15 protein-coding genes and 1 pseudogene are annotated in these 17,887 nt (G+C 68.6%); 10 read left to right on the forward strand and 6 right to left on the reverse strand.

What is annotated here, in order from left to right; genetic code table 11:
- The 3 genes and pseudogenes from QO011_RS42050 to QO011_RS42060 form a co-directional block, all read left to right on the forward strand.
- On the forward strand, positions 1-186 hold a 186-nt coding region (locus QO011_RS42050), incomplete at its 5' end, for a hypothetical protein (RefSeq protein ID WP_307286642.1).
- A 91-nt stretch (positions 187-277) separates the two neighbouring features.
- A complete protein-coding gene (locus tag QO011_RS42055) occupies positions 278-2,074 on the forward strand; it encodes a chloride channel protein (protein WP_307286643.1) in 1,797 nt (598 codons plus the stop codon).
- A 128-nt stretch (positions 2,075-2,202) separates the two neighbouring features.
- Positions 2,203-3,066, forward strand: a pseudogene (locus QO011_RS42060) (DUF3800 domain-containing protein).
- Between the two features lie 252 nt (positions 3,067-3,318).
- On the opposite strand, the gene QO011_RS42065 reads toward QO011_RS42060, so the two are convergent.
- Together QO011_RS42065 and QO011_RS42070 are read right to left on the reverse strand one after the other, a co-directional pair.
- A complete protein-coding gene (locus QO011_RS42065; protein ID WP_307286669.1) occupies positions 3,319-4,794 on the reverse strand; it encodes a methyl-accepting chemotaxis protein in 1,476 nt (491 codons plus the stop codon).
- A gap of 228 nt (positions 4,795-5,022) precedes the next feature.
- Positions 5,023-5,451: a MarR family winged helix-turn-helix transcriptional regulator gene (locus QO011_RS42070; protein WP_307286646.1), complete on the reverse strand. Its 429-nt coding sequence runs from the start codon at positions 5,449-5,451 to the stop codon at positions 5,023-5,025.
- A 163-nt stretch (positions 5,452-5,614) separates the two neighbouring features.
- Here QO011_RS42070 and QO011_RS42075 point away from each other — a divergent pair, with 163 nt between their 5' ends.
- Positions 5,615-6,577 carry an alpha/beta fold hydrolase gene (locus QO011_RS42075; RefSeq protein WP_307286648.1) on the forward strand — a complete coding sequence of 321 codons (963 nt, stop codon included), beginning with the start codon at positions 5,615-5,617 and terminating at the stop codon, positions 6,575-6,577.
- Between the two features lie 201 nt (positions 6,578-6,778).
- Entirely contained in the window at positions 6,779-7,072 is a 294-nt protein-coding gene (locus QO011_RS42080) for an XRE family transcriptional regulator (protein WP_307286649.1), read from the forward strand.
- 230 nt (positions 7,073-7,302) lie between these two features.
- Here QO011_RS42080 and QO011_RS42085 read toward each other — a convergent pair whose 3' ends face one another.
- From QO011_RS42085 to QO011_RS42100, 4 genes are all read right to left on the reverse strand, one after another.
- The gene (locus tag QO011_RS42085) at positions 7,303-8,112 is read right to left on the reverse strand and encodes an SDR family oxidoreductase (protein WP_307286651.1); all 810 of its coding nucleotides are present in this window, start codon (positions 8,110-8,112) and stop codon (positions 7,303-7,305) included.
- 1 nt (position 8,113) lies between these two features.
- Complete coding sequence (gene iolE, locus QO011_RS42090; protein WP_307286653.1) at positions 8,114-9,013, reverse strand: myo-inosose-2 dehydratase; 900 nt, start codon at positions 9,011-9,013, stop codon at positions 8,114-8,116.
- Positions 9,014-9,034: 21 nt separating this feature from the next.
- A complete protein-coding gene (iolD, locus tag QO011_RS42095; protein ID WP_307286655.1) occupies positions 9,035-10,876 on the reverse strand; it encodes a 3D-(3,5/4)-trihydroxycyclohexane-1,2-dione acylhydrolase (decyclizing) in 1,842 nt (613 codons plus the stop codon).
- 96 nt (positions 10,877-10,972) lie between these two features.
- Positions 10,973-11,923: a MurR/RpiR family transcriptional regulator gene (locus QO011_RS42100; protein WP_307286657.1), complete on the reverse strand. Its 951-nt coding sequence runs from the start codon at positions 11,921-11,923 to the stop codon at positions 10,973-10,975.
- Positions 11,924-12,110: 187 nt separating this feature from the next.
- Here QO011_RS42100 and QO011_RS42105 point away from each other — a divergent pair, with 187 nt between their 5' ends.
- The 5 genes from QO011_RS42105 to QO011_RS42125 all read left to right on the forward strand — a co-directional run bounded on the left by QO011_RS42105 (position 12,111) and on the right by QO011_RS42125 (position 17,776).
- Positions 12,111-13,547, forward strand: a complete 1,437-nt coding sequence (locus QO011_RS42105) for an NAD-dependent succinate-semialdehyde dehydrogenase (protein WP_307286659.1) — start codon at positions 12,111-12,113, stop codon at positions 13,545-13,547.
- A gap of 13 nt (positions 13,548-13,560) precedes the next feature.
- Positions 13,561-14,421, forward strand: coding sequence for an HpcH/HpaI aldolase family protein (locus QO011_RS42110; protein WP_307286661.1), 861 nt, complete (start codon positions 13,561-13,563; stop codon positions 14,419-14,421).
- Positions 14,421-15,410, forward strand: coding sequence for an NAD(P)-dependent oxidoreductase (locus QO011_RS42115; protein ID WP_307286663.1), 990 nt, complete (start codon positions 14,421-14,423; stop codon positions 15,408-15,410). The genes QO011_RS42110 and QO011_RS42115 overlap by 1 nt, the downstream gene beginning before the upstream one ends.
- Before the next feature lie 229 nt (positions 15,411-15,639).
- Positions 15,640-16,635 (forward strand): inositol 2-dehydrogenase, encoded by a 996-nt coding sequence (iolG, locus tag QO011_RS42120; RefSeq protein ID WP_307286665.1) that lies wholly within the window; start codon positions 15,640-15,642, stop codon positions 16,633-16,635.
- 10 nt (positions 16,636-16,645) lie between these two features.
- Entirely contained in the window at positions 16,646-17,776 is a 1,131-nt protein-coding gene (locus QO011_RS42125; RefSeq protein WP_307286667.1) for a Gfo/Idh/MocA family protein, read from the forward strand.
- Positions 17,777-17,887 lie beyond the last annotated feature (111 nt).

Here is a 17,887-nt window from a genome sequence, read left to right on the forward strand (position 1 = left end):
GATGCCACACAACGCCATCCCACGCAGGTCATGGGAGTAACACGCCCATCCAGAATAGATCGCTCGATTGCTGCGATGTGTGAATCAAACAGCCACTTCGTGGAGAAGGCTTTGCGCGTTGCTCGGGGCCGCGCCGCGCTTCTCCCATTCGACCCCGGCGAAATCGGCACATCCGGCGCGCCATGAGCACCGGGTGTCGCCCCGAGCCTTGCATCCGCGGCCGCGATCGGGTTTCAAGCTTGGGGACATCGAACCGACCGCCGGCTCCGCCTCCCTGATGTCTCCGCCCCCGCCCCGCCGCTCCCGGTCCAGGCTCCGGCCATGGATCGTCCCGGCCCGCAAGCTCCGCGCCATGGTCCGGGCCGGCGAGCTCGGCCTGATCGTCATCGCGGCGGCGATCGGGGTCCTGGCGGGCCTGGCCGTCACCGGCATGAGCCTGGCGGCGCAGGGGATGCACGAGCTCATCTTCCGTCTCCCCGACGGCGAGCGCCTGAGCGGGACCGAGTTCATCCCGTCGCACATCGCCCTGCTGGCACCGATCGTCGGCGGGGCCCTGCTCGGCGTGCTGCTGTTCGCCTCGGCCCGCTGGCGCAAGCGCGTCGCGGTCGACCCGATCGAGGCCAACGCCCTGCATGGCGGGCGCATGTCGCTGACCGACAGCTTGCTGGTCGCCCTGCAGAACCTCATCTCCAACGGCTTCGGCGCCTCCGTCGGCCTCGAGGCGGGCTATACCCAGATCTCCTCCGGCATCGCCTCGCGCGTCGGCCTCGCCTTCGAGATGCGGCGGGGCGACATGCGCACCCTGGTCGGCTGCGGCGCGGCCGCGGCGATCGCCACCGCCTTCAACGCGCCGCTGACCGGGGCCTTCTACGCCTTCGAGCTGATCATCGGCACCTATTCGATCGCCACCCTGACGCCGGTGGTGGTGGCGGCGCTGTGCGGGACCTTCACGGCGCGCCTGATCGTCGGCCGCGCCTTCCTGATCGATGTCGGCAGCCTCGGCGCCGTGGTCGATGCCGACTATGCCGCCGCCTTCGGCCTCGGCGTGGTCTGCGCCGGCTTCGGCATCCTGGTGATGCAGGGCGTGACGCTGGTCGAGAGCCTCGCCCGCCGCAGCGTGGTGCCGCCGGCGCTGCGCCCGCTGATCGGCGGCGCCGCGGTCGGCGCCCTGGCGCTCGTCTCGCCGCAGGTGCTCTCGGCCGGCCATGGCGCGCTGCACCTCAACCTCGACACGGCGGCTGCCCCGGCCGCCCTGCTCGCCCTGATCCTCCTCAAATCGGTCGCCTCGGCCATCTCGATCGGCTCGGGCTTCCGCGGCGGCCTGTTCTTCGCCTCGCTGTTCCTCGGTGCGCTGATCGGCAAGCTCTACGCCGCGCTGGCGCCGTTCCTGTTCCACACGGCGACGCTGACGCCGGTGGTCTACGCCATCGTCGGCATGAGCGCGCTGGCGGTCGCCATTATCGGCGGCCCGCTGACCATGACCTTTCTCGCCCTGGAGCTCACCGGCGACTTCCCGATCACCGTGCTGGTGCTGGTGGCGGTGGTCGCCTCCTCGGTGACGGTGCGCAAGACCTTCGGCTATTCCTTCGCCACCTGGCGCTTCCACCTCAGAGGCGAAAACATCCGCAGCGCCCACGACGTCGGCTGGATCCGCACCCTCACGGTCGGCCAGATGATGCGGCGCGACCCCCGCATCGTGCGCGACGACACCACGGTGGCCATGCTGCGCCGCAAGTTTCCGCTCGGCTCGGGCCAGCGCGTCGTCGTCGTCGACCAGGCCGAGCGCTATGCCGGCATCGTGCTGATCCCGGAAGCCTTCGACGCCGCCCTCGACCAGGCCGCCGAGGCCACCCGGCTCGACACCCTGCTGCACTATCGCGACCAGGCGCTCACGCCGGAGATGAACGCCAAGGAGGCGATGGCGGTGTTCGACCGCACCGAGAGCGAGGCGCTGGCCGTGGTCGACGGCTCCGCCGCGAAACGGGTGATCGGGTTGCTGACGGAGAGCCATACGCTTCGGCGCTACAGCGAGGAGCTCGACCGGCGCCGGCGCGAGGTGTCGGGAGAGATTTAAAGCGGTGACGTCAGGGCGACGAGGACGCCTCGATGCACGGCGACAAGCCCCGAGCCAGGACCGCGCGCCGGTTGCACAATGCACATCAATATCGCAATGATCCATCAACGCGGGAGGATGGGGGCTCTATGAGCTGGGCGCTGTTCATTGATGAATCCGGTCAAGATCGGCGCAATTCACCATATGAAGTCCTGGCAGGCGTTGCGATTGAGGACCGCAAAATCTGGCCACTGATCCGGCAACTTTCGGATGCACAGGCGCACATCTTTGGAATGCGTTTGTTTCAGGCCTATGGCCAGGAAGCCAAGGCCAAGGACCTCATCAAGACCAAGACCTTCAAACACGCGGGCCAGTTGCCGTCGCTCGCAGCGGACATTCGCGCCCGCTTGTCGCGCGAGATTCTTCTCGACGGAACAGCGGTGACGCGCGAGCGATTGACCGCGCTTGCGCAGGCGAAAATCGCCTATTGCGAGTTTGCGCTCGAGCTTGCCCATAGCCATGGCGCACAAGCCTTTGCCACAATGGTTCCCCAGGAAGCGCCGCGTCCGCCAGATGACGACGCCATGCGCAAGGATTACGCATTCCTCTTTGAACGCTTCTACTATTTTCTGAATGGATCGCCCGACGATCCGATGGGTTAGCTCGTTTTCGACGAACTCGACAAGGCACGAAGTCATGTGCTGCTTGGGCAGGTCTCGAACTATTTTATCAGGACTCGCAACGGTCGGGCACGGTCACGGCTCATCATTCCGGAGCCATTCTTCGTCCACAGCGACCTGACGACGCTGATTCAACTGACCGACATTGTTGCCTATGTGATCAGCTGGGGCCTTCGACTGAACGGGATGACGTTGCCGGCAAGGCCTGAACTGGCACGCCTGGCAGACCGCGTGAAACGTCTCCGCTTCAGCCGGGAGACCGAAGGTGGAGAGAAGATCTGGGGATTCAAACATATCCGGGACCTGAGGCCGGCCGGCCTGAACCCGATATGAAAAAAGGCAATGCGTGCGTTTCCGCCTACAAAGCCTCCGAGGAGATATCTATGTTTCGAGAGCTTGGCTGTCAATCGACCGTCCTCCCGAAAATGCTGCGGCGACCAGCACGGCGTGTTCGCGCTCGAGATGGCGGGACGCTCGGCGGCGAAGCGGGTGAGCTCCCCACCGAAAGCCACACGCTCCGGCGCTGCAGCGAGGAGCTCGACCGGCGCCGGCGCGAGGTGTCGGGAGAAATCTGAGGCGGGCCTCTCACCGCGCCAGCACCTTCGCCGCCTCGCGGGTGGTGGCAACCGCGCCGGAGACCTGGGTCACGGCCGCCGAGATCGAGGCGATGCTGTCGGAGATGGTGGCGACGGCCTGGGACGTGCCCTGCATGTTCACCGACATGTCGCGCGTCACCGCGCTCTGCTCCTCCACCGAGGCGGCAGTGGCGACGACCGTGCTGCGCATGATGTCGACGGAGCCGCGGATCGAGTCGAGCGCGGCCACCACCTCGCCGGCAATGGTCTGGACGCCGTTGATTTCGGCGCCGATCTGCTCGGTGGCCTTGGCCGCCTGGTTGGCGAGGGTCTTGACCTCCTGGGCGACCACGGCGAAGCCGCGCCCGGCCTCCCCGGCCCGGGCCGACTCGATGGTGGCGTTGAGGGCGAGCAGGTTGATCTGCGCCGCGATGCTCTGGATCAGCCCGACGATGCCGCCCATGGCGGCCGCGGCGGCGGAGAGGCGGCGGGTGAAGTCGCCGGCGGCGGCGACGTGCTCGAAGGCGCTGTCGGTGGCCGCCCGCGACTTGGCCATGCTCTCCGCGATTTCCGCCACCGAGGCCGCCAGCTCCTCCGCCGCGGCGGCCACGGTCTGGACCGTGCCCCTGGTCGCATGCGCCGCTTCGATGGCGGCGCTCGACTGGTCGGCCGATCGGCCGACCGCCAGGTCGATCTCGGTGAAGTTCTGGTCGATCAGGCGTTGCAGGTCGGCGAGGAGCCTGACCTGCGCGGTGATGTCGGTGGCGAACTTCACCACCTTGAGCGGCCGGCCCGCGGCATCGAGGATCGGATTGTAGGAGGCCTCGATCCAGACCTCGCGGCCGCCCTTGCCGAGGCGCTTGTACTGTCCGGCCTGATATTCGCCGCGCTGCAGCGCCGCCCAGAAGCGGGCATAGTCCTGGCTGTCGCGCTGCGCCGGCTCGACGAACATGGCATGATGGCGCCCCCGCACTTCCTCGAGCGAGTACCCCATGGCGTCGAGGAAATTGGCGTTGGCGTCGAGGACGGTGCCGTCGAGCGCGAACTCGATCACCGCCTGCGACTTGCGGATCGCGGCGACCTGGCCGGCCCGCTCGGCGTCCTCGGCCTTCTGGCGTGAAATGTCGGTGGCGACCTTCACCACCTTGATGGGCTTGCCGCCACGCCCGAGCACGGGGTTGTAGGAGGCCTCGATCCAGACCTCGCGGCCGCCCTTGGCGAGGCGCCGGAACTGCGCGGCCTGGAACTCGCCGGCCCGCAGCCGATCCCAGAACGCCTTGTACTCCGCGCTGTGGGCGTAGGCAGGGTCGACGAACAGGCTGTGGTGCTTGCCGACGACCTCCGGCAGGGCATAGCCCATCGCCCTCAGGAAATTCTCGTTGGCGGTGAGCACGGTCCCGGCGAGGTCGAACTCGATCACGGCCAGCGCCCGGTCCAGGGCTGCGAGCTTCGCGCCGGCCTCCCAGACCTTCCGGGTTGAGACCATCAGCATCCCGCGACCTCCCTCGCCAGCCCAGCAGGCGACGGCGGCCGGCGCGGCGGCGGCGGCCTGAAGACTGTCCCTGCGGCGTTATGGCGACGAATATTCGGAGGCGCTGGTTACCGACAAATTACCTCTACGTAATATCCGCGAAATTTTTACAAACAACGTTGGTATTATTGGGATTTATATAAGATCTATATTGAAGGCTGCCGCTATGCTGCAGGCCGCAGGCTATTGCTCGCTACCCAGGGCATCGCGCAGCGCCTGGACCCCGCGGTTCAGGCCATCGATTTCGGCCAGCGTCATGCCCGAGCGCTCGATCAGGGTCTCGCCCAGGCACTTGCTCTGCGCCAGCAGGGCCCGGCCGGCCTCGGTCAGCCGCACCTGCACCTGACGCTCGTCGGCGTGGCTACGCTGGCGCGTCACCAGGCCGGCCTGCTCCAGTCGCTTCACCGGCGGTGTCACCGTGCTCGATTCCAGGTCGAGCCGGCCGGCGATAGCGCCGATCGTAGCGCCGTCGGTCTCGCCCAGCACGTTGAGCACGAGATATTGCGGATAGGTGATGCCCATCGCATCCAGCATCGGCTTGTAGGTGCGGGTGATGGCCATGCTGGTGGCATAGAGGGTGAAGCAGATCTGGTCGTCCAGGGGAAGCGGCACGGGACAGTCCTTCAGGCGGACACCATCCGACCGGTGTCCGGGAATTCCCATACCACAAAAAATGATATCGCGATACAGATTGCCGTGGACAGGAGCTTCGAATTGCCGTATCGACCTCATATCGCGATACTGATTATCGCGATATCAATATCAGGAGACCGAGATGGACACGTCGAACGACCTTTCCCGCCGGACCGTCATGGCCGCCAGCCTGAGCCTCGTCGCCGTGGCCGCGCCCTCTCTCGTCCAGCCTGCCGCGGCCGCCAAGGCGGCGCCGTCGCAGCACGCCGGCAGCGGCATCGTCACCGTCAAGGACGGCGTTGAGATTTTCTACAAGGACTGGGGCCCGCGCGAGGCGCAGCCGATCGTCTTCCACCATGGCTGGCCGCTGAGCAGCGACGATTGGGACGCCCAGCTCCTGTTCTTCCTCGACAAGGGCTACCGGGTGATCGCCCATGACCGGCGCGGCCATGGCCGCTCCAGCCAGACCGACACCGGCAACGAGATGGACACCTATGCCGCCGACGTCGCCGCCCTGGCGGCGCATCTGAACCTGAAGGGCGCCATCCATGTCGGCCATTCCACCGGCGGCGGCGAGGTGGCCCGCTATGTCGCGCGCCATGGCGGCGGCGGCCGCGTCGCCAAGGCGGTGCTGATCGGCGCGGTGCCGCCGATCATGCTGAAGACGCCGGCCAATCCCGGCGGCCTGCCGCTCGACGTGTTCGATGGGTTCCGCGCCGGCGTCGCCGCCAACCGGGCGCAGTTCTTCCGCGACATTCCCGCCGGGCCGTTCTACGGCTTCAACCGGCCGGGCGCGAAAGTCTCCGAGGGCGTGATCGACAATTGGTGGCGCCAGGGCATGATGGGCAGCGCAAAGGCCCATTACGACTGCGTCAAGGCCTTCTCGGAGACCGACTTCACCGAGGACCTGAAGGCTATCGACGTGCCGGTGCTGCTGATGCACGGCGACGACGACCAGGTCGTGCCAATCGCCGATTCCGCCCTGCTCGGGATCAAGCTCCTGAAGAAGGGCGAGCTCAAGGTCTACAAGGGCTTCCCGCACGGCATGGCGACCACGCACGCCGACGTCATCAACCCGGACCTGCTGGCCTTCTTCAAGGCGTGAGGTTCCGCGGCCGAATCAATGAAGCGCCCGCCGGCTGGCGGGCGCTTTCACATATCCGCTCTCTCGCGCACATTCCCTTCAAGGAATACTATTCCGCCATGGAATGGCTTGTCGCATACACCAACGACGAGCATTTGACCGAACTGAAGAAGGAGAAGGACGATGGCCGGTAGGCATTCATTCGCGGAGCTTCGGGCTCGCATGTCGCCTGAGGCCAGCGCAGCAGTCGAGGCCGAGGCTGCGCGTCTCGGCGATGAGATGGATCTGGCGGAGGTGCGCCGCGCCCTCAGGCTCTCGCAGGACGAGATCGGCCAGACGCTTCAGATCGGACAAGGCTCCGTCGCCAAGATCGAGAAGCGGGCAGACATGTATGTCAGCACGCTCCGCCGCTTCATCGAAGCCATGGGCGGCGAACTCGAAATCGTCGCGCGCTTCGCCGATCACACGGTCAGGATCAGGAATTTTTCCGATCTTTCTGAGAAATCGCGCATCTGATGCAAGGCGTCGTTCGGGGATAAGCAAGGCGGTCCGTCATGGCCGGACTTGATCCGGCCATCCACGCGAACACAGGCTCATGTCGCGTTCCCCGCGAAATCGAATTTGATTTCGCTAGGGATGGCCGGGACGAGCCCGGCCATGACGGCGGAAAGCGCAGCGCACTTGTGTGCAGACGCCCGCCAACAGAAGGTCAGCGCCAGCTTGCCGAAGAAGTGCGCCTTCAGCCCTCAGATCGGCGCTGCCGGCTGCGGCGAGGACTCATAGGCGCCCCAGACCGACTGGTCGTAATTGACCACCGATCCCGTCATCAGGCCCGACTCGTCGCAGGACAGGAACGCCACCGCCCGCGCCACCTCCTGCGGATCGATCAGCCGGCCGAAGGGCTGCGCCGCGGCGGCCGCAGCCAGCCAGTCGGCCGGGGCGCCGTGATATTCGCGCTGGATGCGGTCCTCGCCGTCGCTCGCCATCCAGCCGATATTGAGGCCGTTGACGCGGATGCGGTTGCGCAGAACGGTATAGGCGGTGTTCTGGGTCAGCGTCGCCAGCGCGCCCTTGGAGGCGCAGTAGGCGGAGATGAAGGGCTGGCCGGCCTTGGCCGACATCGAGCCGATGTTGACGATGGTGCCGGCGACGGCCTCGCGCCGCATCAGCTTGATCGCGTCCTGCATCAGGAAGAACGGCGCGCGCACGTTGACCGCGAACATCCGGTCGAACAGCTCGGGCGAGGTGTCGAGGATGGTGCCGCGATCGGTGAGCCCCGCGGCGTTGACCAGCGCGTCGACGCGCCCGAAGGCCGTGTCGGCGGCGGCGATGACGGCGCGGCAATCCTCCACCACCCCGAGGTCGGCGGCGACGAACACGATCTTCGCGCCCGTGGCATCCTCGATCTCCCGCGCCTTGGCCTGCCCCTTGTCGCGCGAGCGGCCGCAGATGACGAGGCCCGCGGCACCGCGCTCGGCGAAGAGGCGGGCGATGGCCGCGCCCAGCCCCTGTGTGCCGCCGGTGACGACGGCGATTTTCCCCTGCAATCCACTCATTTCAGTTCTCCACGGTATAGCCGGCCGCGGCCATGACGCGCAGCAATTCCCTATGGCCGATCTTCGCCATCTCGAGCGGCGGGCTCTTTACCGGATCCTGTTCGGCCTCGACCACGAACCAGCCCTCGTAGCCGTAGGAGGCCAGCCGCTGGACGATGGCCACGAAGTCGAGCGAGCCGTCGCCCGGCACCGTGAATGCGCCCTTGACCACGGCGTCGAGGAAGCTCTCCCGGGTGCGGTCGAGCCCGTCCACCACCGCCTGCCGGATGTCCTTGGTGTGGACATGGCTGATCCGGGCATGGTGCTTCTCGATCACCCGCAGCACGTCGCCGCCGGCGAAGGCCATGTGGCCGGCGTCGTAGAGCAGCCGCAGGGCCGGGCCGGAATGGCGCATCAGGAGATCGAGCTCCTCTTCGGTCTCGATCGGGGCGGCCATGTGATGATGATAGGCGATGGGCATGCCCTCGCCGGCGCACCATTCGGCGAAAGCGGTCATCTTGGCGCCGTAGGCCCTGACCTCGTCCTCGGAGAGCTTGCGCTTGGTGGCGAGCGGTGCCGACCGGTCGCCCTGGATGGTTCCGGCCGTCTCGCCATAGACGATGCACGGGGCATTCATGGCCTTGAACAGCTGCATCTGGGCGGCGATGCGCGCCTTCTCCGTCTCGATGTCGCCGTCGAGCAGCAGGCCGGAGAACCAGCCGCCGCAGACGCTGATGCCGTGCGCCTTCAGGATCGGCCCCAGCACGGCCGGGTCCATGGGAAAGCGGCGGCCGGTCTCCATGCCGGTGAAGCCGGCCTCGCCGGCCTGCCGCAGGCATTCCTCGAGCGAGACGTCGTCGCTCAGCTCCGCCAGGTCATCGTTCCACCAGGCGATCGGCGCGATGCCGAGTTTGGCTTTCATCGTCATCTCCGGAAAATGGCGTCAGACGCCGACGCGCTGCTTCTTGCGGCCCTGGCGCTGGGCCTCGCCGGCCTCGCGCACGCCGGCCTGCTCGCTGACCTCCGGCACGCCGACATCCCACCAGGCATCGCCCGGCGTCCAGGTGAAGGCGTCGGAGACGATCGAGATGACCGTGGTGCGGTCCGTGGTCTTGGCCCAGTCGAGCGCCCGGTCGAGATCGGCCAGGCTCTCGACATGCCGGGTCAAGGCGCCCATGGATTCGGCATGCTTGGCGAAGTCGACCGAGAACGGCTCCTTCACCTGGCAATCCCTGATCAGGTTGTTGAAGGAGGGCACGCCCTTGGCATTCTGCAGCCGGTTGATGACGGCATAGCCACCATTGTCGCAGACCACGATGATCAGCTTGTGGCCGGACAGGACCGAGGAATAGATGTCCGAGTTCATCATCATGTAGGTGCCGTCGCCGATCATGACGATCGGCGTGCGGGTCGGGTCGGCCATGGCCGCGCCCCAGCCGGCGGCAATCTCGTAGCCCATGCAGGAAAAGCCGAACTCGCAGTCGAAGGTGTTCGGCGCCTTGACGCGCCAGTTCTTCATCACCTCGCCCGGCAGGCCGCCGGCGGCGGCGATCAGGAGGTCGCGCTCGCCGGCCTTGGCGTTGACCACGCCGACCACCTGGGCATAGGTCGGGACGGGATCGTTGGTCGGCTTCTGGAAGCCGTCCAGCATGGTGTTCCAGCGGGCGAATTCGAGGCGGCCCTTTTCGGTCCAGGCCGGATCCGCCTTCCAGTCCTTCACCGCCGCCGACAGCTCTTCGATGGTCTCGCGGGCATCGGCGACGATGGCCAGGGCCCGGTGCTTGGTGGCATCGTAGCGGGCGGCGTTGATCGAGACGAACTTCGCCTCGGGCGAGAAGCAGGTCCAGGACCCCGTGGTGAAATCCATCAGCCGCGTGCCGACGGCGAGGATGACGTCGGCCTCGGCGGCCAGCGCATTGGCGGAGGTCGAACCGACGATGCCGATCGGCCCGACATGGGCGGGATGGTCATGCGTCACCGCGCCCTTGCCGGCGATGGTCTCGGCCAACGGGATGCCGTGCTCGGCCGCGAAGGCGCCGAGCACGTCCTCGGCACCGGAATAGCGCACGCCGCCGCCGGAGATGATCAGGGGCCGCTTCGCCCCGGTCAGCAGGCGCACCGCCTCGGCGAGGCGGTCGCGGTCGGCGCGCGGGCGCGGCACGACGTGGACGGTCTCCTCGAAGAAGGCGGCGGGATAGTCCCAGGCAATCTCCTGCACGTCCTGCGGCAGGGCGATGAAGGCCGGGCCGCAATCGCCGGGATCGAGCAGGGTGGCGACGGCCTGCGGCAGCGACGAGATGATCTGCTCGGGATGGACGATGCGGTCCCAGTAACGCGTCACCGCCTTGAAGGCGTCGTTGACGTTGATGGTGGGATCGCCGAAATGCTCGACCTGCTGCATCACCGGGTCGGGACGGCGGTTGACGAAGGTGTCGCCGGAGAACAGCAGCACCGGCAGGCGGTTGGAATGGGCGACGCCGGCGGCGGTCACCATGTTGAGCGCGCCCGGGCCGATCGAGGTGGCGGCGACCATGATCTGGCGCCGCCGCCGGGCCTTGGCGAAGCCGATCGCCGCCAGCGCCATCGACTGCTCGTTCTGGCCGCGCCAGGTCGGCAGCACGTCCTGGACCGCCTCCAGCGCCTCGGACAGGCAGGTGACGTTGCCGTGGCCGAAGATGGCGAAGACGCCAGGGAACAGCGGCAGGCGCTCGCCGTCGACGACGGTGAACTGGTTCACGAGATAGCGGACCACGGCCTGAGCCATGGTGCAGCGGATGGTCGACATGCGCCTTCCTCCCTGAAGCGGGGCCCTCGCGAGCCGCCGCGCTTTTTGGAAAATTTATTGCAGATCTACGAATCTAGCAAGAGAAATTGCAAGCACTCAGGGCACCCGCTCCTTCGCCGGCCTGGCGCGCCGGCCCTGCACCGCCCGGTCATGGGCCATGCCGGTGACCGTCGGGATGCGGGGCGCGGCGCCGCGGCTCGGCTGCAGCACCGCCGCCGTGGCGACGGCGATGCACTGAACGAGGCACATCGGCGCCGCCAGCGAGCGGGAGAAGGTGTACTCGTCCTCGGGCACGGTGAACAGCACGCGCGCATCCCGCGCCAGCGGCGAGAGCTGGCTGTCGGTGATGGCGATGATCGGCGTGCCGTTCGCGGTCGCGACGTCCGCGATCGCCACCACTTCCTGGGCATAGTGGCGGAAGGCGATCGCCACCAGCACGTCGCCGCCGCCCATGGTGGTGGCCATCTCCTGGGCGAGGCCGCCGGCCGGGTCGAGCAGCACGACGCGCCGGTGCAGCATGGCCAGGAGGTAGCGCAGGAACGAGGCGATCGGCTCGGAGCGCAGCTGGCCGGCGATATAGACGGTCTGCGCCCCCGCGAGGCGGCGCGCCGTCTCGGCCAGCGCCTCCTCGGGAACGCCCTCGAGCAGATCCTGCAGAGCTGCGATGTCGCGGACAACGAGGTCGCGGAGATAGCCGAGATTGCCGTGGTCCTCGTTGCGCGAGAGCTCGCCCTCCAGGGCGCTGATGCGCTCGCGAAAGCCCGGCGCCGCGGTGGCGAGCCGCGTCTGGAACACCGCCTGCAGCTGCTTGAAGCCGGAATAGCCGAAGGCCTGGGCAAAGCGCACCAGGCTGGAAGGGTGCGTGCCGCACTTGGCGGCGACGGCGTTGATCGATTCCAGCGCTACCACATTGGGATTCTGGGTGAGGAAGCGCGCGATCTGCTGGAAGCCGGCCGAGAGGCCGGCATAGTCGCGGGTGATCCGGTTGACGATCCCCTCGTAGTTCCCGGGGACCGGGTCGGCCTTGCCGCCGCTCGTCTTCGGCATCGCGCTCCCCGCCCTCGCCAGCCGCGGCCTGCGGCTTTGGAATTTTTATTGCACAATCGCCTTCAATGCAATATTGATTGCTGAAAGGCGCGGGCACAGCGCCGAACCCCGGGGAGGCGACGGCGTGCGTCCGTCCCCATTGTGCAACGATCGTTGCAGCGCCTGCAACCCGACGGAACCGCCTGCGATGTACGACACATTCGGCCTGTTCATAGACGGCGCCTGGCGCGCCGAGGGCGGCGAGGGCCGCCTCGACGTGGTCGACCCCGCCACCGGCGAGGCGATCGGCAGCGTCCCCGCCGCGAGCGCGGCCGATGTCGAGGAGGCGATCGCCGCGGCCGAGGGCGGCCTGAAGCTCTGGCGGGCGACGCCGGCCTGGACCCGCGCCGACACGCTGCACGCCGCCGCCGACGCCATGCGGGCACGGACCGAGGAGGCGGCCCGCCGCATCACGCTGGAGACCGGCAAGCCTCTGGCCCAGGCGCGGCGGGAATGGGCGCTCTCCCTCGACCAGTTCCGCTGGCACGCCGAGGAGGCGCGCCGCATCTATGGCCGCATCGTCGAGAGCCGGGCCCCGGGCGGGCGGATCGAGGTGCTGCACGAGCCGGTCGGCGTCGTCGCCGCCTTCACCGCCTGGAACTTTCCGGCCGTGCTGATCGCCCGCAAGGTGGCGCCGGCGCTGGCGGCGGGCTGTTCGGTGATCGTGCGCCCCTCGCGCGAGGTGCCGGGCACCGCCATGCTGATCGTCGAGTGCCTGCGCGAAGCCGGCGTGCCGAAGGGCGTGGTCAACCTGGTGATCGGGCCGGCCGGGACGACCTACGGCCCGCTGATGGCCTCCCCCGCCGTGCGCAAGATCAGCCTCACCGGCTCGACCGCGGTCGGCCAGCAGATGATCCGCGACGCCGCGGCGACGCTGAAGCGGGTGAGCATGGAGCTCGGCGGCAATGCGCCGATGATCCTGTTCGGCGACGCCGACCTGGAAGCGGCGCTCGACCTCGTCGTGCCGACCAAGTTCGCCAATGCCGGCCAGGTCTGCGTCACGCCCGACCGTTTCTACGTGCAGGAAGAGCTGCATGACCGCTTCGTCGCGGGCTTCGTGCGCCGGGCCGCGGCGCTCCGGCTCGGCCACGGCCTCGACGAGGCGACGCAGATGGGCCCGCTGATCAACCAGCGCCGGGTCGACGCTATCGAGGCGGTGGTCGCCGACGCGCAGAAGCATGGCGGCCGCATCGAGACCGGCGGCCGCCGTCCGCCCGGGCAGAACAAGGGCTTCTTCTTCGAGCCCACCGTGCTCTCCGGCCTGCCCGACGCGGCGCTGGCCCTGGCGGCCGAGAATTTCGGGCCGATCGCGGCAGTGACTCCGTTCTCGACGGCGGACGAGGCCTATGCCCGCGCCAATGCCGGCGAGTTCGGCCTCTCGGCTTACGTCTTCACCCGCGACCCCGCCCGCATGCGCGAGGCGGTGGGGCGGATCGAATCCGGCATGGTCGGCATCAACAGCTTCGCCCTCGCCGCGGCCGAGGCGCCGTTCGGCGGCATCAAGGCGAGCGGCATGGGCCGGGAAGGCGGCAGCGAGGGCATCCTCGATTTCCTCAATGTCAAGCTTGCCCAGGTCGTGGTCTGAGGGACGCATCGTCATGATACCCAACGGCATTCGCGCGAAATGGGCCGCCGACGAGCCCGTGCTCAACGGCTGGCTGGCGATGGCCTGCCCCTTCACCGCCGAAATCATGGCCGCGCAGGGCTATGACAGCCTCACCATCGACCTGCAGCACGGCCTGGTCGGCTACGAGGCGGCCACCACCATGCTGCAGGCGATGCGGACGAGCCCGGTGACGCCGCTGGTGCGCGTGCCCTGGCTCGATCCGGCCGCGATCATGAAGACGCTCGATGCCGGCGCCTATGGCGTGATCTGCCCGATGATCAACACATCGGAGGAGGCCGCGCGCCTGGTCTCCTATGTCCGCTATCCCCCGGCCGGCGTGCGCAGCTTCGGCCCGATCCGGGCCAATTTTTCCGCCGGCGCCGATTACGGCCAGCATGCCGACCGCGAGGTGCTGTGCCTGGCGATGATCGAGACGGCGGAGGCCATGGCCAATCTCGACGCCATCGTCGCCACCCCCGGCCTCGACGGCGTCTATATCGGGCCGGCCGACCTGACCCTGGGGCTGACCGGGCGGCGCTATCCCACCGGCTTCGACCGGGAGGAGCCGGAGATGGTGGAGGCGATCCGGACCATCCTCGCCAAGGCGCACGGCGCCGGCATCCGCGCCTGCCTGCACAACGGCACGCCGGCCTATGCGGCCCGGGCTATCGGCTGGGGCTTCGACCTCGTCACCATCTCCAACGACGTGCGCCTGCTCGCCGGCGCGGCGCAGGCGAGCGTCGCCGCCACGCGCAAGCTGATCGGCGAGATGCCCGCGGGGCCCGATCGCACAGCGGCGGGGCCCGACAGCAAAGCTGCGGGGCCCGACAGCAAAGCTGCGGGGGGCTACTGATGCCGCATGTGCTGGTGGCCGGGGCGATCCACGAGGCCGGGCTGGCGCTGCTGCGCGCCGCGCCCGGGGTGACGCTCGACGTCGTCGAGGCGGTCTCGACCGAATCCTATGCCCCGCTGGTCGGCCGGGCCGACGCGGTGCTGATCCGCACCCAGCCGATGCCGGCGGCGGTGATCGACGAGGCGCCCCGCCTCGCCTTCGTCTCCCGCCACGGCGTCGGCTTCGACGCCGTCGACGTCGCCGCGCTCAACCGGCGCAGCATCCCGCTGGCGATCGTCGGCGACGTCAACTCGCAGCCGGTCGCCGAGCACGCGATGATGCTGATCCTCGCCCTGGCCAAGCGCGCGCTGGTCCTCGACGCGGCCACGCGGCAGGCGGGCTGGGCCCGCCGCAACGGCTTCGAAGCCTTCGAGCTCGCCGGCAAGGCGCTGCTCCTCGTCGGCTTCGGCCGCATCGGCCGCCGCGTCGCCGGCATGGCCGAGGCCTTCGGCATGCGTGTTCTCGTGCACGACCCCTTCGTCGGCGCCGCGGCGATCCGCGCCGCCGGCGCCGAGCCGGCCGCCGCGCTCGACGCCGCGCTCGGGGAGGCCGACATCGTCTCGCTCCATGTGCCGCTCGGCGGCGACGGCGTGCTGATCGGCGCGCCCGAGCTGAAGCGGATGAAGCCGACGGCAATCCTGGTCAACACGGCGCGCGGCGGCCTCGTCGACGAGGCGGCGCTGGCGGCCGCGCTCGCCGAAGGCGGCCTCGCCGGCGCCGGGCTCGACGTCTTCGCCGGCGAACCGCCGCCGGCCGACCATCCGCTGCTCGGCAGCGACCGCGTCGTGCTCAGTCCCCATTCGGCCTCCCTCACCCGCGAATGCGCCGCGCGCATGTCGGTGGCGGCGGCGCAGAACATCCTCGACTTCTTCGCCGGCCGGCTCGACCCGGCCCTGGTGGTCAACGCCGCCAGCCTTCCGCCCGCCGGGCGCCGGCAGATGCAGGCCTGACACGAAAGCCTTGGCAATTATCGTTGCATATTCTGATTTATTGGAATATGTATTGCAGAAGCGATCGAGAGCTGCAGAAGCAGCCGGAACCAGGGGGGACAGGCCGCCGGTGCGCCCAGCGCCGCGATTGATCCACCGACACCACGATCAAGCTGGAAGGGATGCCCGGCCGCCGCGAGGCGTTGGGCCGTCCATGAAACCATCCTCGTCGAACCAGACCGGAGTTGCCATGTTGCGGGTCGCAGTCCTCGGTGCCGGACGCATCGGCAAGATCCACGCCGCCAACGCCGCCGCGAGCCCGCGCGCCAGGCTGGTGGCCGTGGCCGACCCCTTCGGCAGCGCCGCCGCGGACCTCGCCGGCCGGCTCGGCTGCGAGGCCATGCTCGATCCCGTTGCCGCCATCGGGCGCGACGACGTCGACGCCGTGGTGATCGGCACGCCGACCGACACCCATGTGCCGCTGATGCTGGAAGCCGCCGGTCGCGGCAAGGCGGTGCTGTGCGAGAAGCCGATCGACCTCGACATCGCCAGGGCCGACGCTGCCGTGGCCGAGGTCGAGCGCCTGAAGGGGCGCGTCATGCTGGCGTTCAATCGGCGCTTCGATCCGAGCACCCGGGCGATGCGCCGCGCCATCGACGCCGGCGAGATCGGCGAGATCAGGCAGGTCGTCATCACCAGCCGCGACCCCGGGCCGCCGCCGCGCGGCTATCTCGAACATTCCGGCGGCATCTTCCGCGACATGACCATCCACGACTTCGACATGGCCCGCTGGCTGCTCGGCGAGGAGCCTGTCGAGGTCATGGCGACCGGCAGCCGCCTGGTGGACGAGCCGCTGATGCGCGCCGTCGACGACTTCGACACGGTCATGGTGCAGATGCGCACCGCCTCGGGGCGCCAGTGCCACATCAATTGCTGCCGCGCGGCGGTCTATGGCTACGACCAGCGCTTCGAGGTGTTCGGCTCGGCCGGCATGCTGCTCAACGACAATCTGCGGCCGACCACGATCCGGCGCTGGCGCCAGGACGCCACCGACATGCGCGAGCCGCTGCTCGACTTCTTCCTCGAGCGCTATGCCGAGGCCTATCGCGACGAGTTCGAGGCGTTCGCCGAGGCGGTCGAGGCCGGCGCGCCGATGCCGGTCACGCCGCAGGACGGGCGGCAGGCGCTGCGCCTCGCCGACTGCGCGCTGGACTCGGCGCTGACCGGCCGCGCCGTCGCGGTTTGAGCAAGAGGACATGAGCGACATGCGCGAGATCGGCGTCGGCATCATCGGCACCGGCTTCATGGGCAAGGCCCATGCCTTTGCCTACCGGGCGGTGTCGGGGATCTTTCCCGGCCTGCCGCGCCCGGTGCTGCAGGCGGTGGCCGACATCGACGGGGCCGCGGCCGAGCGGGCCGCCGGGCAGCTCGGCTTCCGCAACTGGCGGACGGATTGGCGCAGCCTCGTCGAAGACCCCGCCATCGGCATCGTCTCGATCACCACGCCGAACGTGATGCATCGCGAGATGGCGCTGGCGGCGATCGCGGCCGGGAAGCACGTGCATTGCGAGAAGCCGATCGCGCCGGACGCCGGCGCGGCGCGGGACATGATGATGGCGGCGGAGGCCGCCGGAATCGTCACCCAGGTCGGCTACAACTACATCAAGAACCCGATGCTGAAGCTGGCGCGCGACATGGTGGCCGCCGGCGAGCTCGGCGACATCACCGGCTTCCGCGGCATCCATGCCGAGGACTACATGGCCGACCCCGAGACGCCCTATAGCTGGCGGTGCGACCCGAGCGGCGGGGGCGGCGCCATCGCCGACATCGGCAGCCATATCGTCGGCATGGCGCGCTTCCTGCTCGGCCCGATCGCCGAGGTGCATGCCGACCTGGAGACCGTGGTCAAGAGCCGGCCGGTAGCGCCCGGTGCGGCGGAGCGGCGCGCCGTCGAGGTCGACGACATCGCCCGCCTCACCGTGCGCTTCGCCCGCGGCTGCGGCGGCACGATCGAAGCGAACTGGGCGGCGATCGGCCGCAAGATGCAGCTCGGCTTCGAGCTGGCGGGCACCAAGGGATCGCTGGCCTATACCCAGGAGCGCCTGAACGAGCTCGCCTTCTACCGCGCGGGCGGGGATATCAGGCATGGCGGCTTCGTGCGGATCGAATCCGGGCCGGCGCACCATCCCTATGGCCTGTTCTGCGTCGCGCCAGGGCATCAGCTCGGGTTCAACGACCTCAAGACCATCGAGGTGGCGGAGTTCCTGGAGGCGATCGCCGGCGGCGAGCGGCGCGGGCCGGATTTCCGAGAGGCCTGGGAGATCCAGAAGGTGATCGATGCCGCGATCGCCTCCTCGCGGACCCGCAGCTGGCTTCGGATCGACTGAGCCGGCGAAGGAATGAGGGAGGAAGATCGATGGCGTTGCTCGACCTTCGCAAGGTTTCGAAGAGTTTTGGAGCGATCAAGGCGCTGACGGATGTGGAGTTCTCGGTGGATC

This window comes from Labrys wisconsinensis (genome assembly GCF_030814995.1).
Classification (GTDB): Bacteria; Pseudomonadota; Alphaproteobacteria; order Rhizobiales; family Labraceae; genus Labrys; species Labrys wisconsinensis.

What these genes read in the sequence shown, in the direction of transcription:
- QO011_RS42100 (WP_307286657.1), bottom strand. Translation starts at nt 11,923, where the DNA reads ATGCCGAAGACGAGCGGCGGCAAGGCCGACCCGGTCCCCGGGAACTAC.
- QO011_RS42080 (WP_307286649.1), top strand. Translation starts at nt 6,779, where the DNA reads ATGTCGCCTGAGGCCAGCGCAGCAGTCGAGGCCGAGGCTGCGCGTCTC.
- QO011_RS42085 (WP_307286651.1), bottom strand. Translation starts at nt 8,112, where the DNA reads ATGAGTGGATTGCAGGGGAAAATCGCCGTCGTCACCGGCGGCACACAG.
- iolD (WP_307286655.1), bottom strand. Translation starts at nt 10,876, where the DNA reads ATGTCGACCATCCGCTGCACCATGGCTCAGGCCGTGGTCCGCTATCTC.
- QO011_RS42075 (WP_307286648.1), top strand. Translation starts at nt 5,615, where the DNA reads ATGGACACGTCGAACGACCTTTCCCGCCGGACCGTCATGGCCGCCAGC.
- QO011_RS42105 (WP_307286659.1), top strand. Translation starts at nt 12,111, where the DNA reads ATGTACGACACATTCGGCCTGTTCATAGACGGCGCCTGGCGCGCCGAG.
- QO011_RS42125 (WP_307286667.1), top strand. Translation starts at nt 16,646, where the DNA reads ATGAGCGACATGCGCGAGATCGGCGTCGGCATCATCGGCACCGGCTTC.
- QO011_RS42115 (WP_307286663.1), top strand. Translation starts at nt 14,421, where the DNA reads ATGCCGCATGTGCTGGTGGCCGGGGCGATCCACGAGGCCGGGCTGGCG.
- QO011_RS42065 (WP_307286669.1), bottom strand. Translation starts at nt 4,794, where the DNA reads ATGGTCTCAACCCGGAAGGTCTGGGAGGCCGGCGCGAAGCTCGCAGCC.
- iolG (WP_307286665.1), top strand. Translation starts at nt 15,640, where the DNA reads ATGTTGCGGGTCGCAGTCCTCGGTGCCGGACGCATCGGCAAGATCCAC.
- iolE (WP_307286653.1), bottom strand. Translation starts at nt 9,013, where the DNA reads ATGAAAGCCAAACTCGGCATCGCGCCGATCGCCTGGTGGAACGATGAC.
- QO011_RS42055 (WP_307286643.1), top strand. Translation starts at nt 278, where the DNA reads ATGTCTCCGCCCCCGCCCCGCCGCTCCCGGTCCAGGCTCCGGCCATGG.
- QO011_RS42110 (WP_307286661.1), top strand. Translation starts at nt 13,561, where the DNA reads ATGATACCCAACGGCATTCGCGCGAAATGGGCCGCCGACGAGCCCGTG.